This is a genomic window from Pseudoalteromonas sp. Isolate6 (assembly GCF_022398435.1).
Taxonomy (GTDB): domain Bacteria; phylum Pseudomonadota; class Gammaproteobacteria; order Enterobacterales; family Alteromonadaceae; genus Pseudoalteromonas; species Pseudoalteromonas galatheae.
This window is the reverse complement of sequence record NZ_JAKEVK010000044.1, coordinates 13599-29013: the sequence shown is the minus strand read 5'-3', so window position 1 is coordinate 29013 and position 15415 is coordinate 13599. Positions and strand designations below refer to the sequence as shown.

The following is a 15415-nucleotide window of genomic DNA, read 5'->3' as shown; positions in this document are numbered from 1 at the left end:
ACATAATTCTATCTTGTATATACATTTGTAGTGAGTATAACAAACTCAAGGGCTTGAGCGAACTTGCATGCTAAACAGCGTCGTGTCTTTATCTGCTTTGCCATTACGTGTTGATCCCACTTTATTGGGATGTGAAAACCACTTCCATGCAGTTACTTTACCGCCGATATTAACATGCGGGATGATCACTTTGTCTTGAGTTACACCGATAAATTCGGCAAGCATTTGCTCGGCATCAGTAGCGGTTAGATTGAAGGTAATAAAAGGAATATGATTCATTTTTGCAAAGCTAAGTACCCTATCATGATGCTTACTATAACAATCCCACCAATAACTATCGTCTTCAAAATGTTTGTCAAAATCAGGAAAAGTTTCTAAATAACAACGCTTAATGGTGTCGTTAAAGCCCCCTCTTTGTGACAGTAAATTTTCTTTCATTGCCGTCATCAAACGTTTAATTGAGGGAAGCCATTGCTCAAAATCCCGTGTTAACTGGATTATTTTGGCTTCAGGATATAAAGCATATAATTTTTCATAGTCAGCAAAGACAGGAGTATCAGCAATAAATTCAGCATTGTCTAATGCTTGCCTCGTGTATGCAGTGTGTGCTGTTTTGTATCCAGCACCTAATGCAGCAATACATAGGCTTGTTGTGCCGGTTCGGGGTAAACCCGTCACCAGAAGTTTTTGTTTTGTCATATTTAGATAAAGTAATATACGAGGTTGAATGACGCTAAAATAAGTATTACTCCATATGTTGTCGCCATCGCTACTTTTCTGATCGAAAAGTTAGTTTTACCGAGTGCTACATAGTGTGCAACTCGAGAAAACAAAAAAGCAATGCCAAAAGTATGAAGTAGATACGGGTTGATTTGCTGAGTTTCGAGTAACAACATCATTAACAGTACGAAAGGTGTGTACTCGATAAAGTTGCCGTGGATCCGAATTGCACTTTGCAGTTCATCGATACCACCATCTCCAAGCGATACTTTATGTCTGTGTCTGAGTGATATTATGTTAAAACTAAGTTTAATATAGATTAGTGCCAGTAATGCCGCATATAAACCAGTGATCATAAAAAGCCCTCCAATGGAGGGCTTAGTGTATAAGTTTAATTAGTTTACAGCCAGTATTACTCAATTAAGTAAACAGCATAGACTTCCGCGTTTAATGTAATTGCACCTGTGTTATACGCATTTTTGTATGCGCCTTGATCTGCTTCCATCGCGATTGCTGCAGAGCGCACGTAGGGCTGAATTGGCGTTTGCATTGGTTGGAATGAAACTGAGTACAGTTTTGCTAACTCAACATCAAACTCGCCTGCTAGTTCTTTAGCTGCTTTCTTTGCATCTTTAATGGCGGCTTTTTTGAGGCTTTGCAGATACTTGCCTTCATTTTCAACACCAAATTCTGTGTTATTGAACTGATTGATGCCGCTGTCTACAAACTCTTGAAGTAACTCTGGGTATTTTTTGATGTCTTTAAGTTTTACAGTCAAGCTTCGGCTCACACGAAAACCATCAAACTCTTCTTCATTTGATTCGCGATTGTAGCGTGTCTGTCTGTAAACATTCAGTTGCTCCGCATGAATATCGTCTTCTTTAATATCGAAGCGTTTAGCGATTTCGATAGCCTTAGCCATAATCTTATCGACGTTTTCTTTGGCTGTGGGTAGCGATTTTTGCTTTTCGGTAATGGCGACACGTATGGTTGCAACATCGGGTTGTACTTGAATAAATGAAGTGCCTTTAACATATAAATGCGGCGAGTCAGGCAATGCGCCCGCAAAGCTAAATCCAGATAAACATAATGCCAGTAAGCCAGTTAAAATTCGCATCTTTTGCTCCTAAAAAGTGATACCTGCATATTCAAGCATATTTCAATTAACAACTACTGAATTGGATTTCAAGGTAACAAACTTTAACAAAATGAGCGATTATCACTTTGAGAAGTTATATGTGGTACTCCCAAATTTTGCGCGTGATTGATAAACAAAATCGCCGCCAATATGAGTTGGCGGCGATTTTTGTTTTAGCTAAGTAAAAGCAATTAGACGCTACAGCGTTTGTAATTTCTATACTTAGGGAGCCAATAGTTTTTCTCTATCGCGGCCCAAATTGCATCGTCTTCCATTTCAAGTGCAACGCCCTCTTCCATTGCTTTTTTAGCAACTGCAAAAGCAATACGCTTACTCAACGGCTCAATTTCAGTTAGTGCTGGTAGTAGGCTACCTTTGCCGGTATTAGCACGTGGTGATGATTCAGCAAGCATTTCGCTAGATACCATCAACATGCTATCTGTAATACGGTTCGCTTTAGCTGCAAGTACACCGAGGCCGATCCCTGGGAAGATATAACTGTTATTACATTGCGGTATGATGATTGTCTGCTCACCATACACTACAGGCTCAAATGGGCTTCCAGTAGCTACAATTGCTTGACCATCAGTCCACTCAATCACATCTTTTGGATGCGCTTCAACTTGGCGTGACGGGTTACTTAGTGGGAAAATAATCGGCTGCTCGCACCCTGCGTGCATCGCACGGATCACTTGCTCTGTGAATAGGCCCGCTTGACCTGATACACCAATTAAGATGTCTGGTTTTGCACAGTGCATTACATCTAATAAAGATGCAAATTCACCACTGTATGTCCAATCCGCAAGGTTTGCTTGTTGTTGAACTAGCGCTTCTTGGAAATCTCTTAGCCCTTCCATGCCTTCTGTCAGAAGGCCAAAACGGTCCACCATAAATACTTGGCTTCTCGCTTGCTCGTCGGTTACCCCTTCTGAAATCATTTGGCTAATAATTTGCTCAGCAATACCACAGCCAGCAGAGCCTGCGCCAACAAAAACTACTTTTTGTTCCGAGAGTTTCGCTCCTTTCACGCGGCAAGCGGCTAATAGCGAACCTACAGTAACCGCAGCGGTGCCTTGGATATCATCGTTAAAGCTACAGATTTCATCGCGGTAACGTTTCAATAACGGCATTGCGTTAGGTTGTGCGAAATCTTCAAACTGTAACAGCACATTAGGCCAACGGCGTTTAACCGCTTTAATGAATAGATCCAGGAATTCGTCATATTCAGCTTGGCCGATACGCGGGTGTCTTGCGCCCATGTACATTGGGTCATTGAGTAGCTTTTCGTTGTTTGTCCCAACGTCAAGCATAACAGGCAGCGTGTAAGCTGGGCTGATCCCACCACATACGGTGTAAAGTGCCAGCTTACCGATAGGAATCCCCATACCACCAATACCTTGGTCACCAAGGCCTAAAATACGTTCACCATCTGTAACCACGATAACTTTTACTTTGCCTTTAGTGGCATTTCGTAAAATATCGTCGATTTGATAACGGTCTTCATATGAAATAAACAAACCACGAGAACTACGATAGATATCAGAAAACTTCTCACATGCATCACCTACTGTTGGGGTGTAGATGATTGGCATCATTTCTTCCAAATGATCGCGTACTAAACGGTAATACAGCGTTTCGTTGTTGTCCTGAATCGCACGCAAGTAGATGTGCTTATTTAGGTTGTCGCTAAAGCTTGAATATTGCTGATAACAACGCTCAACTTGCTCTTCAATTGTTTCATAACGAGGAGGAAGTAGTCCTGCTAAGTTGAAATTTTCACGCTCGCGTTGAGAGAATGCACTCCCTTTGTTAAGCAGTGGCGTTTCTAATAATGTAGGACCTGAATAGGGAATGTAGAGATAATTTGGATCGGTTTGTTTAGTCATATTTACAAGCTTGACACTAATTTTTTAGTCTAAGGGTTCATTATTGTCGAAAAGGATTAAATTACAATGAATTTAGTGCTCATCAGACCATTATTAACGCGCTCCAGAGCACGTTAAACACAATTTTTCTGGAACGTGAAATTATAGCCTAAAAGCACTTAAGAAACCACGGCTTATTCGCTGCTTTCACCGAGAGCAACACCTTCTCTTCTTGGATCTGCGCCACCAATTAAATGTGTTCCACGAACCTCAATGGCATGTAGTCCTGAGTTTAAGTCACGGATCTGTACTTTATGGCCTTTTTTCTCAAAGTAAGGTACTTGTTTTGTCAGCTCAGTGCCTTTTTCAAGCGTTGTGTACTTATTGCGATTGGTGATTTTTGGTAAATCAATTGCTGCCTGCACAGATAATCCCCAGTCCAAAACACCAACTAAGGTTTGAGCAACATAGTTAATAATACGGCTGCCACCAGGCGAACCGACTATTAATTTAAGCGACCCATCTTTATTGAACACCATTACGGGTGCCATAGAGCTTCTTGGACGTTTGTTTGCTTCTACCCTGTTTGCAACCCATTTATCCCCTACTTTTGGAGAAAGCGCAAAGTCGGTTAATTGGTTATTGAGTAAATATCCGTTGACCATCACCGTCGAGCCAAATGCCATTTCAATCGAGCTTGTCATTGAAATAGCATTACCCTCTGCATCTACAATCGACACATGGCTCGTTGAAGGTAATTCATAGCTATCATCCATAGCATAAGCGAGTGTGCCCGAAGTTGGGTCGCCTACTGGAAAGTCGTGATTATCTATGTCGCCGATAAGTTTGCTGCGGCCTAGTAGATATTGTTCGTTAAGCAATGCTTTTGCTGGCACTTCAACAAAATCAGGATCAGCAACGTAAAAGTCTCTATCGGCAAACGCTAGGCGAGACGCTTGAGTAAAGAGGTGCAAAGCTTCTGGATCATTTGCCTTATACTTACCTAGGTCGTACGGTTCCAACAGTTTCATCATTTGCAAAACGGMAATACCGCCACTACTAGGCGGTGCCATAGAGCAAACTTTATATACACGATATTCAGTACAGATAGCGTCTCGAGTTTTGCTCTTATAATTTTCTAAGTCGCTCAGCGTCAATTTGCCAGGTGCGATTTCAGACTTTTGCACAGCTTCCACTAATTGGGTGGCATTTTGCCCTTCATAAAAGGCTTGGATCCCTTGTGTTGCTACCTTGTAGTATAGGTTTGCCAAAGGCAGATTCTTTTTAAGGGTCCCTGGTTGTAGTGCTTTACCATCCGGATAGAAATATTCTTTTGCAGGACTGAGCTTTGTCAAACCAGGATTGAGTTTCTTTTCAAGCAGCATGTTTAAACGTGGAGAGACAATAAATCCATCTCGAGCTAATTCAATCGCTGGCTTGAATAATTCTTGCCACGGCAGTTTACCGTATTTGTCGTGTGCTGATTTAAACGCGTGCAGAATACCAGGCACACCAACAGAGCGACCGCCCACAACCGCCTCAATCCATCTAACCGCATTACCCGAATCATCTAAAAATAGATCAGAACCTGCAAGCTTTGGTGCGGTTTCTCTACCATCAAAACTAATTAATTCATTGGTTTTCTTGTCGTAGTGCAGGATAAACGCCCCGCCACCCACGCCCGAAGATTGCGGCTCAACCAAAGTAAGCACAAGTTGGGTCGCTATCATGGCATCAACCGCACTTCCCCCTTTTGAGAGCATCAATTGACCTGCTTTACTCGCATAGGGATTGGCTGCAACGACCATGTACTTTTCTGCAGTGCGTGCTTCTTTAGATTGAAAACCTGTTGCGGCTTCCGGCTCTCTAATTTCGATTTTTTGTTGTTCAGCTAAGGTGTTTGTTGAAAAGCTGAATGCGGCAATCACGGTTAGTGATGCAAGTGTATGTTTCATAATACCCACTTTGCTTACGTCTTATATTTGGCATCATAAAAGCAATTAGGCACAATATGCAAAAATAATAACGTGAAATCGTATGTTTGAACTTCCAACGAACAAAGAATATCTCATTGGCCCTGTGTCTTTGGCGATATTGTCAACAATACTGATGTTGTTCGGGCTTAGCCCGTACTTAGATTTCGACAGAAATGCAATTGCTGATGGTGAATTATGGCGTATTTTGAGTGGCCAGTTTACCCATAGCAATTGGTATCACTTGATGCTAAACCTGCTTGGTATCTTATTTATTTGGCTATTACATGCCGAATATACAAGACTAAGAAAATATTGGCTGAATGTGTTTTTTCTTGGCCTCTTTACCGGGCTCATGATCTTGCTATTTTCCCCAAACATTGTTGTATATACAGGCTTGAGTGGCTTATTACATGGGCTTATCGTATGGGGAGCGCTTGAAGATATTAAGCGCAAGCTAACAACTGGATATCTGTTGTTTATTGGTGTGTGGGCAAAGGTATGTTGGGAGCAATATGCGGGTGCAAGCGCAGATGTAGCCAAACTGATAGACTCGAGAGTCGCCATTGAAGCACATCTATTTGGTGCGGTTGGTGGTGTGGTTTTAGCTGTTATCTATTTATTTTTTAAAACAAAAAAGCCAGCTTAAGCTGGCTTTTTATCCACTCATTTGATTACAAGTTTTCTTTGAACAACTTGTATATACGACGGTATTCATCTAACCAACTTGATGGCTGTCTAAAGCCATGGGGTTCAACTGGATAAATCGCCGTTTCAAAGTCTTCCTTTTCTAGCTCAATCAGGCGTTGCACCAAACGTACAACATCTTGGAAAAACACGTTATCATCAACCATAGGTGCATTGATCAGAAGCTTGTTTTTCAAACCTTCAGCATGATAGATAGGCGAACTGCGTTTGTATGCAATTGGGTCTACATCTGGGCGATTAAGGATATTTGATGTGTACGGGTCGTTGTAATAGGCCCAATCTGTGACTGGACGTAACGCCGCGCCTGCTTGGAATAGATCAGGCTGAGTAAATAGCGCCATAAATGTCATAAAGCCGCCGTATGAACCACCGTAAGTACCTACGGCACCACGGTCAACATTAGCATTGTTTACCATCCACTCGACACCGTCTGCCAAATCTTCGATTTCTGGTTTACCCATATGACGATAGATTGCCGTTCTCCAGTCTCTCCCGTAACCTTTTGAGCCACGATAGTCCATATCCATGACGACATAACCTTCGCTCGCAAGAAGTGAATGGAACATAAACTCTCTAAAGTAGTTAGACCAGCCCATATGTGAGTTCTGCAAATAGCCCGCACCATGGTTAAAGATCACAGCCTTACGATTTTTACCCGTTTCACCTTCTTGATAATCTGCCGGGTAATATACTTTTGCGTAGACAGGCTCACCTTGATGGCTTGAAGGAACCGCGACAATCTTAGGTGCAATTAGCTTCTTATTTAAAAACGCATCTGAGACTGTATTAGTGAGTCGTGACACCGCTGCTTTTGGCGCTGCATCCGCCACATAAAGTTCTGGAGGCATCATGATTTTTGAGTGAGTTAACAACAGCTTTTGCTCATCTGGGCTTAGCTGGTAATCAGTCAGGCCATCTAAATCTGTTAACTGCTCGTCTTCACCGCTTGCCAAATTGACGCGATAAATTTCGTATAAACCGGGGTGATCTTTATTGGCTTTGTAATAAACAAATTGATTATCGTGGGTTAAGGTTGGCTCAGAAACCACAAACTTCCCTGCGGTCATTGCTTTTGCTTTACCGTTAAGCGGCTTAACATAAAGCTGACTATATCCAGTTTGCTCTGAAAGATAGTACAAAGTGTCTTGGTTGTTTAACCAGCCAAAATCATTGTAGGTGTAGTTGATCCATGCATCATCGTGTAGGCGGTGCTGAGAAACGAATTGTTGTTTATCAAAATCAACCGTCGCTAACCACCTGTCTTTATTATCCCAAGCACCGAGCATCACCGCGACTTGAGAGCCGTCACTATTCCATTGAATAGCAGATTGACTCCAGCCCCATGTGTCGATCAGATTGATATCACGTGGGGATTTTTCACTCTTATATGATTCACCTTTTGCCTTAGCATTTTCGCGTTTCACCTCGGCTAGTACATCTTCATCAAAGCCCGGCAAAGTATCATAGCTTAGCGTGACTTGCTCTGATTTGACTAAATCAATGAAAATCACATCAGAACTCATTGGTTTAGTGTCTGCAACGCGGCGACGAGCTTTCACCGGATCAATGTCACCGCTTTGACTGACGTAGTTAGGCATGATGTCAGAGTCGGAACGACTCGGTTTATCGTCCGTGATCACAGCGATTAACTTGTCACCCGTAGGTGCAAGGCTAACTGAGATAAGCGTTTTTCCTTTACCAAGATAAAACTGGTTATCTTGAATGCTTGCGTTATTCGCTTCTATCTCTTGATTTCTCGCTTCTCGATCTTTGCTGTTTTTGTGCGTTAGCGCGACGAATTGAATAAGCTTATGTTGCTGCTCAGCGATATATCCACTTGGCTCTTTTACCCCTTCAGGCTTATCCGCTAAATGTAACTTTACCAGTTCTTTCGTTAAGCCAGTGGCTAAATCAAACGCAAACAGCGTATTGCCTGAACGGTAAGCTAATCGGTTATCGCTTAAAAATTGCGGTGCATACTCATAGTTCGACGAATGAGTAACTTGTGTTAAAGCGCCAGACTTCAGGTTTTTAACGAATATGTTGCCTTTAAATTCATAAGATTGTAGTGTCCGCTCTTTATTATAGACCGCGTTTGCAGCACCAACGGCGTGCAAATCCGACAGTGAAACTGCTTCGCTTGTTTGTGCGCTACTGACTTTAAATAGATCTCTTAACTCTGAACCAGCTTGCTTACGCTTATAGAAAACGGTTTTGCTATCAGCTCCCCAGTACGCGCTTTCTGGTTGTCTTCCCAACCAATCAGGATGCGCCATTGCTTGTTTTAAGGTGATCTGCTCACCACCGAAATCAACGGGAGTAGCAACGACTTGTGGGACTGGTGAATTGGCTTCTACTTGTTGTGGTTTTGGGCTTACTTCAGTGGTTTGACAGCCAGAAAGGAATAAACCTGAAGCGACAGCCATCGAGATAAGAGAGAGTTTCAACATGTGACTTTCTTATATTAGTTAAATTTGCTTAATTTAAGCAGAAAGCCAGCGGAATATCGACAGATTTAAGATTAAAAGCACGATGAGTGGGACAAAAAAAGGCCAGCATAGGGATGCTGGCCAAATACTCTCTGCGCTCACATAGTCGTTGATGGACAACGAGTATGAAATGAGGCCTATCCGCGCCTCACAATAGTAGACCGCACTATCAGAAAAGAGTTCCAAAAATAACAGTAAAAAAATTAAATTTTTTATATCCAACCTGAGCTCTGTTATAAATAATGAGTTAACTCAATAATTATCATAAGCTTAGGTTTTTAGCTAACAATGGACCTTTTTCGCTAAAAACAGTAGTACTAATTCAAAATTAATTGTTGAGCGGTTTCCATGACCCCAGGGTAATCTGCTTCTGGCAAGATTTCAGCAAGCTCTGCTAGCGCTTCACCTAACTTATGAAGTGAGTCAGCTGAAACGTTGATATGCCCCATTTTTCTGCCCGGTTTCGCATCTTTACCATACCAGTGGCTGGTTGTCCCTGAAACAGCAAGAACTTGCGATGGAATGTGACTTTGCCCTAAAACATTAATCATCGCGGTTGGGCGAAGCAATCTTGTATCGCCAATAGGTAAACCGGCAACGGCACGAATATGGTTTTCAAATTGACTCACATGGGCGCCTTGTTGAGACCAATGTCCTGAATTATGTACCCTAGGAGCTATTTCATTAACCAATAATTGACCTTCAACATCGAAAAACTCAATAGCAAGTACACCAACATAGTCAAGTGCATTCGCGAGTTTTGCAAATGCGTCTTCCGCTTGCGCTTGAATATTAGCTTTTTCTTTCCCAGCAATCGATAGAGTCAGTACACCATTGGTGTGCTGGTTTTCAGTCAGCGGATAAATTTTACATTCACCATTTTTAGCGCGCACACCAATAATTGATACCTCACGATCAAACGGTATCATTTTTTCAGCAACGATGGAGTGTGGTTGTGCTTCAGTGCCTGCTTGCAAAAACTCCGACATTTCGGCCCAAGCTTTGTCTATTTCAGACTCTGATTTTACTCGCCATTGCCCTTTCCCATCATAGCCTGCCTGACAGGTTTTAACGACCAACGGCATGCCTAACTCATCAATAGCTGTGAGAAAATGCGTTTTATCGGTAATGATTTTAAAAGGAGCACAAGGCACAGATGTTTTATCTAGTAGCGCTTTTTCTTTCGCGCGGTCACCGCCAGTGGCTATCGCTTCTGCGCCAGGATAGAATTTACCGCTTTGTTCGCAAAGCGCTAAAACATCATGTGGAATATGTTCAAATTCGGCAGTGATGGCATCAGCCTTGTCAATGGCTTGTTGTAATGACTCTGGTGTTGTTGCAAAGGTAACGGGGTTTATTACCGTTTGGCTGCCAACATCATAAGCCAACACTTTTATATCAAGATGAGTTGACGATAGACTCATCATACGGGCTAATTGTCCCGCCCCTAGAACAAGAATATTCATGTTATTTCGCAGGATCTGGATTAGCTAGTACAGTTTCTGTTTGTTCTTTTCTGAACGCTTCTACTTTTGCAAAAATTTCTGGCTGCTGACAACCTAAAATTTGAGCTGCTAGCAAACCTGCGTTTGCAGCACCAGCGTCGCCAATTGCTAAAGTACCTACCGCAACACCTTTAGGCATTTGGCAAATTGACAGTAATGAGTCCACGCCATTTAGCGTTTTTGATTTTACTGGAACGCCAAGTACAGGCAGACTTGTGAATGCTGCCGCCATACCCGGTAGGTGTGCTGCACCGCCAGCACCGGCAATGATAACTTTGATCCCACGTTCTGCTGCTGTCGAAGCATAATCCGCTAAAAGCTGTGGAGTACGGTGAGCTGAAACCACTTTAGTTTCATAATCAATACCAAATCTATCTAACATTTCAGCTGCATGTTGCATTGTAGGCCAGTCTGATTTTGAGCCCATAATGATGCCAACGGTCATAATAATTCCTCGACTAATTTTGAACGATACAGGGCTAAGGTCCTTCACACCTTAGCTGCGGGCATTATACCTGAGTTCGTCTTTAATGCGAAGAATCAACTTATTGCAATTATCACGCGATGGCACCCTGAGTTATTTAGACACCACCAATTCTTCAATACTTGATGCTTTCGCACGCTTAAAGTGAGAGAAAAACGTTTTAGGACCCATAATTAAGCATAACACCGCCAGACCTCCTGGGATCAGCACCATTTTTAAAGCTGGGCCAAGAATATAGCTGTAAAAGAAGATAAAAGGGACGAACAGAATGTATCCGATGAATAAGCTCAAATATTGCATAACAACTCCTATTGAAATTTAATGAGCACGCTCAATTATAATAATGAGCGCGCTCATTATTTGCAAACTTTATCTCTTAAATGATCTGAAATTGTGCTACAATCCTGGCGCAGATAGAAAGGTAACCATATGAAAAAAAGAGAAATTACGTACAATAAAATTCTCCGCGTTAGTTGGCAACTTTTTCAAGACAATGGGTTTGAAAACACGACCACTCGGCAAATTGCCCAAGCTGCAAATGTAGCGACAGGAACAGTTTTCTCTCACTTTCCCACTAAGCTCGATATGCTCAAAGTCGCAATGCATAATCAAATAGATGAGCTAATTAATGAAGCGAAAACATCAGATAAGCAGCATAGTGCCAGCTTAAAATTACACCACTATGCAAAGTATTTATTTGCTTTTTATCTTAGCAATAGAGATTTCAGTAAAGAGCTGCTTTGTGGGATTATTTGGCATGGCGAGTTCTTTACTGAACAACTTAATTTGTTTAAACATTTGTTATTCAGTGAGCAGGAATACAATGAATTGAAAGCAACCGTTATGATGGATTGCTACTTTATGACCTTATTAGAAGGGTTAAGCAATGAACGTAGCTCTGTTGACCAAATGTTGCATTCGTTATCACAGAAATTGAAATTGGTTAGCCAACCATCTGTATGATGTGTTCTTATAAAATATTCATACGAATTTACTTGTGCTTTTGAGCTTCTGACCATATAAAGCATGTAGGACTAGTGTAATAAGCAAGTGCTTGGGAAAAGTTACTTAGTTCCTTATTTTTGTCTAACGAGGTCAAAATGAAACGCGTCATCTTATTCCTTATCACTAACTTAGCAGTGATGCTTGTGTTAGGGATCGTGTTATCTATCTTAATGTCTGTATTTGGTATTTCTAGCCGAAGCTATACAGGCATAATGGTCATTGCTGCCGTATTTGGATTCGGTGGTTCTTTTATATCTCTTTACATGTCTAAGTGGATAGCAAAGAAATCTACAGGTGCCCATGTTATTGAGCAACCACGAAACGAAACTGAACATTGGTTAGTTTCTACTGTCGCAGAACAAGCTAAAAAAGCAGGAATTGCAATGCCAGAAGTTGCGATTTATGACAGCCCTGAAATGAATGCTTTTGCAACCGGACCGAGTAAAAATAACAGCTTAGTTGCTGTAAGTACTGGCCTACTCCACAACATGAATCAAGACCAAGCGGAAGCGGTCTTGGCGCATGAAGTGTCGCATGTTGCGAATGGTGACATGGTTACACTTACCTTGATACAAGGTGTTGTAAATACCTTTGTCATATTCTTCGCGAAAGTATTGGCCGGTATTGTTGATAACTTCTTGAATGGCGATGAAGAAGAATCAGGTGGAAGCTGGACATATTTTATCTTTGATATGATATTCCAGATCCTCTTTGGTATTTTGGCTTCTGTTGTTGTCGCTTACTTTAGTCGTAAACGAGAATTCGCAGCGGATAAAGGTGCTGCGGATTTAGTCGGTGCGCAAAAGATGCGTTCAGCACTAGAGCGTTTGAAGCACAACCATGAATCGCAATTAGAAGGCTCAATGATGGCTTTTGGTATTGCTTCAGGTAAGTCTATTGCAGACTTCTTTGCTTCTCACCCGCCACTAGATGAAAGAATTAGAGCACTTTCGTAGCTCTTTTCACATTCGTACTAGGGCAGCGATTAAGTTGCCCTTTTTTATACCTCAATTTTATACAGATTACTTCCAACAGCGCTAAAACCTAAACGCTTGAGTAGATTTAATGAACGTTTATTATCGGCAGATACATGCGCCAAAATCAATTTGAGCTCAAATTCAATTTGGCTTTTGTTTGCAAATAGACAACATAATGCCTCAAACATTACGCCTTTACCCCAATAATCAGGCATTAATTCATATCCAATACGTAGGCCCTCAATATCACCGCCTTCATGATAGAAACCAATACAACCAATCACCGCTTTAGTGCTTTTACACACAAGGCAAAAACGTCCACCCCTACCTTCATATTGACGCTCAATATCCATTTGGATCATGCATTTAAGATCTACTTCAGTGAGATTATCTCCGTAATCGTTATACGCTTTTACCTGCGGTAAATTAAGTAGCGTTAATAACTGTGGATTATCTTTGTGCCTTATAGGCCTGATGACTAGCCTTGGTGTTTCAAATTCCATAAAATGCTCAGGTCTATGTGTCTGCCGCCATAGTAGCACTTATTGCAGCAAATACACCTTTCAATATTATGATCGCATGCATTGCTTTATAAATTAGTATTTTTGGAGAATAAATATGAGTCAAGAGTTCACCGTTATCCCCCCAACGACAAAGGTTTATTGCCCACAAAGAGGTGAAGGCTGGACTTTAACGGGCATTACAGGGATCGATGAAAATGCATCAGTGATGTTCTCTGGCGTGCGCTATACCATCTCAGCAAAAGAAATCGTTGAGTCATTATTACCAAACTTCAAAAATAGGCAAGAATCAAACAATTAGTACTTTTTGACTATTTAACTGTTGTAAAAGTGTAAATTATGATCAATTATAGCGTTAGATTGCAAAGTCAATAATGGAAGCGCCCGCCTTAAAGGATTAAGTCATCGCATTAGGTTGGACTTAATTGCGAAGACATTGCTTTGTGTTGTTTTAAGTTACAGGACGTAAACTTTTTAGGGTTCCTGCTATGTTAAAAGCATCACTCACAACACTTGGTTTAATCTCAACATTACTTTCCACATATACTTATGCAGATAGTTGCCCAGGTCAGGTTTTTGGTATTAACGCTGGCCGCGGCGATATTGGTATTTTGTTTGGCCTAGATGAAGGTGCAGGACAAGCCAGCGCCAATAGCTTAGCCGCTTTTAGTTCAGCTGCACTCGCCTATGATACTGGCAGTGCGCGTTGGTACTATGCATCCGCACCAAGGCCTATCGATTATAAGGTTGATACCAGTAGCCTCAATTTACCAGCTGATGCAGATATTCCCATTGAAGGTAAAAAACATCGATATGTTCAATTGGCATATTTTGATGGAACCTCTCATACCATAGTCGGTAGAACGGCTTATTTGGTGGGATTGGCATATGACAGCACAAACGATAGGCTCATTGGAACGAGTTACGATTCTATTTACAGCATAGATAAAAACACAGGCGACGCGACTAAGCTCTCGGATCTCCCCTCACTAGCAGGGAAATATCGCGGCGATCTTGAGTTTTACAATGGTCGCTTAATCTTAGTCACCAGTGCAGCTGTTTACCAAGTTAATACCAACGACTTTTCTGTGACAAAATTATCTGATCACGACCTAACTTCTGTTACAGGAGCAAGCCTTAATAGCAATGGAGAGCTTATTATCAGTCGCGTTATTATTAATGACGCTGGACACACCAACAAAAGCGCGATTTATAAATTAAACCCCGATACGGGAAGCACCTGTTATATCAATACATTACCAATACGAGTAAATGACCTTGCATATTACCCAAATGGCAGTAGCACATGTTATACCGTTTCTGGTTGTGGCGGTACACCTACACCTCCTTCTCCACCGTCTTTTACGTTAACGAGTATAGAAAACGCGGTTTATGAGGGAAGTACCCTTAGCTATCAAATTACCTTAAGTAAAGCCTTCGAGCAGGATGTCAGCTTTTCGGTGGCAGTCAATGATGTGACAACGCAATCAAGTGACTACGTAGCACCACCTACTTCATTGATAATACCTGCGGGCAGCACAACTACTACCATTCAAATAGCAACAATAGACGATACTGAATACACTGGCGATCGGGAGCTCTCTTTGAGCGTAACTGGCGTGAGCAATACCTCTGGCAATGAAACCCTGTCAGGAAACATACTCGACAATGAAACCGCATGCGTACCTGACAACTACACGCGGATCAATTACGCGTTCGTCAGAGAAGACTCGCTATTCAATAATGACTGGGGTGTCAAAGTAAATGGCCAATATATTAAATTGCTCGATGAATACGGCAGTGCCGGCAGCTATGACATCCTTGAAGGACAATCCTTTACCTATGTGCTAGCTATTGATGGTAACAGTAATACTCTATCAACCAAGTACCAAGTTTCAGGTACTAGCCAACGTTGGGAAGATCAAAACGATAACGATTACAATGACTTTGAGGTCAGTGTGACAACACAAATCATTCAAAAAGGTTGTAACTAACAGACTCAAAGCGGCTTACTACTTTTAGAAGCCGCT

At 41.7% G+C, this 15415-nt stretch carries 15 protein-coding genes; 5 read left to right on the top strand and 10 right to left on the bottom strand.

Annotation, left to right across the window (positions count from 1 at the left end; translation table 11 throughout):
• Positions 1 to 45: 45 nt before the first annotated feature.
• From L1D50_RS08910 to ggt, 5 genes are all read right to left on the bottom strand, one after another.
• The gene (locus L1D50_RS08910; protein ID WP_239965906.1) at positions 46 to 699 is read right to left on the bottom strand and encodes a sulfotransferase family protein; all 654 of its coding nucleotides are present in this window, start codon (positions 697 to 699) and stop codon (positions 46 to 48) included.
• A 2-nt stretch (positions 700 to 701) separates the two neighbouring features.
• Complete coding sequence (locus L1D50_RS08905; protein WP_239965905.1) at positions 702 to 1076, bottom strand: MAPEG family protein; 375 nt, start codon at positions 1074 to 1076, stop codon at positions 702 to 704.
• 56 nt (positions 1077 to 1132) lie between these two features.
• The gene (locus L1D50_RS08900; protein WP_239965904.1) at positions 1133 to 1837 is read right to left on the bottom strand and encodes an SIMPL domain-containing protein; all 705 of its coding nucleotides are present in this window, start codon (positions 1835 to 1837) and stop codon (positions 1133 to 1135) included.
• Positions 1838 to 2049: 212 nt separating this feature from the next.
• Complete coding sequence (locus L1D50_RS08895; protein ID WP_138524029.1) at positions 2050 to 3744, bottom strand: NAD-dependent malic enzyme; 1695 nt, start codon at positions 3742 to 3744, stop codon at positions 2050 to 2052.
• A gap of 173 nt (positions 3745 to 3917) precedes the next feature.
• Entirely contained in the window at positions 3918 to 5678 is a 1761-nt protein-coding gene (gene ggt / locus L1D50_RS08890; protein WP_239965903.1) for a gamma-glutamyltransferase, read from the bottom strand.
• Positions 5679 to 5760: 82 nt separating this feature from the next.
• Between ggt and rrtA the strand changes: the two genes are divergently transcribed.
• Positions 5761 to 6345, top strand: coding sequence for a rhombosortase (rrtA, locus tag L1D50_RS08885; RefSeq protein WP_239965902.1), 585 nt, complete (start codon positions 5761 to 5763; stop codon positions 6343 to 6345).
• A gap of 25 nt (positions 6346 to 6370) precedes the next feature.
• On the opposite strand, the gene L1D50_RS08880 is transcribed toward rrtA, so the two are convergent.
• From L1D50_RS08880 to L1D50_RS08865, 4 genes are all read right to left on the bottom strand, one after another.
• Positions 6371 to 8854: a prolyl oligopeptidase family serine peptidase gene (locus L1D50_RS08880; RefSeq protein ID WP_239965901.1), complete on the bottom strand. Its 2484-nt coding sequence runs from the start codon at positions 8852 to 8854 to the stop codon at positions 6371 to 6373.
• Positions 8855 to 9210: 356 nt separating this feature from the next.
• Positions 9211 to 10359 carry a 5-(carboxyamino)imidazole ribonucleotide synthase gene (locus tag L1D50_RS08875; RefSeq protein ID WP_239965900.1) on the bottom strand — a complete coding sequence of 383 codons (1149 nt, stop codon included), beginning with the start codon at positions 10357 to 10359 and terminating at the stop codon, positions 9211 to 9213.
• A 1-nt stretch (position 10360) separates the two neighbouring features.
• A complete protein-coding gene (gene purE / locus L1D50_RS08870) occupies positions 10361 to 10843 on the bottom strand; it encodes a 5-(carboxyamino)imidazole ribonucleotide mutase (RefSeq protein ID WP_128728125.1) in 483 nt (160 codons plus the stop codon).
• A gap of 132 nt (positions 10844 to 10975) precedes the next feature.
• Positions 10976 to 11182 carry a hypothetical protein gene (locus tag L1D50_RS08865; protein ID WP_239965899.1) on the bottom strand — a complete coding sequence of 69 codons (207 nt, stop codon included), beginning with the start codon at positions 11180 to 11182 and terminating at the stop codon, positions 10976 to 10978.
• 129 nt (positions 11183 to 11311) lie between these two features.
• On the opposite strand from L1D50_RS08865, the gene L1D50_RS08860 reads away from it, so the two are divergent.
• On the top strand, positions 11312 to 11845 hold the full coding sequence (locus L1D50_RS08860; RefSeq protein ID WP_128728127.1) for a TetR/AcrR family transcriptional regulator: 534 nt from the start codon (positions 11312 to 11314) through the stop codon (positions 11843 to 11845).
• Between the two features lie 137 nt (positions 11846 to 11982).
• Positions 11983 to 12843, top strand: coding sequence for a protease HtpX (gene htpX / locus L1D50_RS08855; protein WP_010604776.1), 861 nt, complete (start codon positions 11983 to 11985; stop codon positions 12841 to 12843).
• 44 nt (positions 12844 to 12887) lie between these two features.
• Here htpX and L1D50_RS08850 read toward each other — a convergent pair whose 3' ends face one another.
• Positions 12888 to 13367 (bottom strand): GNAT family N-acetyltransferase, encoded by a 480-nt coding sequence (locus L1D50_RS08850; protein WP_239965898.1) that lies wholly within the window; start codon positions 13365 to 13367, stop codon positions 12888 to 12890.
• Between the two features lie 115 nt (positions 13368 to 13482).
• On the opposite strand from L1D50_RS08850, the gene L1D50_RS08845 reads away from it, so the two are divergent.
• Both L1D50_RS08845 and L1D50_RS08840 read left to right on the top strand, forming a co-directional pair.
• Complete coding sequence (locus tag L1D50_RS08845; protein ID WP_130164073.1) at positions 13483 to 13686, top strand: hypothetical protein; 204 nt, start codon at positions 13483 to 13485, stop codon at positions 13684 to 13686.
• A 187-nt stretch (positions 13687 to 13873) separates the two neighbouring features.
• Positions 13874 to 15379, top strand: coding sequence for a hemolysin (locus L1D50_RS08840; protein ID WP_239965897.1), 1506 nt, complete (start codon positions 13874 to 13876; stop codon positions 15377 to 15379).
• The last annotated feature ends 36 nt before the right edge of the window (positions 15380 to 15415 follow it).

Coding starts and splice junctions, on each gene's coding strand:
- L1D50_RS08910 (WP_239965906.1), bottom strand. CDS start 699: ATGACAAAACAAAAACTTCTGGTGACGGGTTTACCCCGAACCGGCACA.
- L1D50_RS08905 (WP_239965905.1), bottom strand. CDS start 1,076: ATGATCACTGGTTTATATGCGGCATTACTGGCACTAATCTATATTAAA.
- L1D50_RS08900 (WP_239965904.1), bottom strand. CDS start 1,837: ATGCGAATTTTAACTGGCTTACTGGCATTATGTTTATCTGGATTTAGC.
- L1D50_RS08895 (WP_138524029.1), bottom strand. CDS start 3,744: ATGACTAAACAAACCGATCCAAATTATCTCTACATTCCCTATTCAGGT.
- rrtA (WP_239965902.1), top strand. CDS start 5,761: ATGTTTGAACTTCCAACGAACAAAGAATATCTCATTGGCCCTGTGTCT.
- L1D50_RS08880 (WP_239965901.1), bottom strand. CDS start 8,854: ATGTTGAAACTCTCTCTTATCTCGATGGCTGTCGCTTCAGGTTTATTC.
- L1D50_RS08875 (WP_239965900.1), bottom strand. CDS start 10,359: ATGAATATTCTTGTTCTAGGGGCGGGACAATTAGCCCGTATGATGAGT.
- purE (WP_128728125.1), bottom strand. CDS start 10,843: ATGACCGTTGGCATCATTATGGGCTCAAAATCAGACTGGCCTACAATG.
- L1D50_RS08865 (WP_239965899.1), bottom strand. CDS start 11,182: ATGCAATATTTGAGCTTATTCATCGGATACATTCTGTTCGTCCCTTTT.
- L1D50_RS08860 (WP_128728127.1), top strand. CDS start 11,312: ATGAAAAAAAGAGAAATTACGTACAATAAAATTCTCCGCGTTAGTTGG.
- htpX (WP_010604776.1), top strand. CDS start 11,983: ATGAAACGCGTCATCTTATTCCTTATCACTAACTTAGCAGTGATGCTT.
- L1D50_RS08850 (WP_239965898.1), bottom strand. CDS start 13,367: ATGGAATTTGAAACACCAAGGCTAGTCATCAGGCCTATAAGGCACAAA.
- L1D50_RS08845 (WP_130164073.1), top strand. CDS start 13,483: ATGAGTCAAGAGTTCACCGTTATCCCCCCAACGACAAAGGTTTATTGC.
- L1D50_RS08840 (WP_239965897.1), top strand. CDS start 13,874: ATGTTAAAAGCATCACTCACAACACTTGGTTTAATCTCAACATTACTT.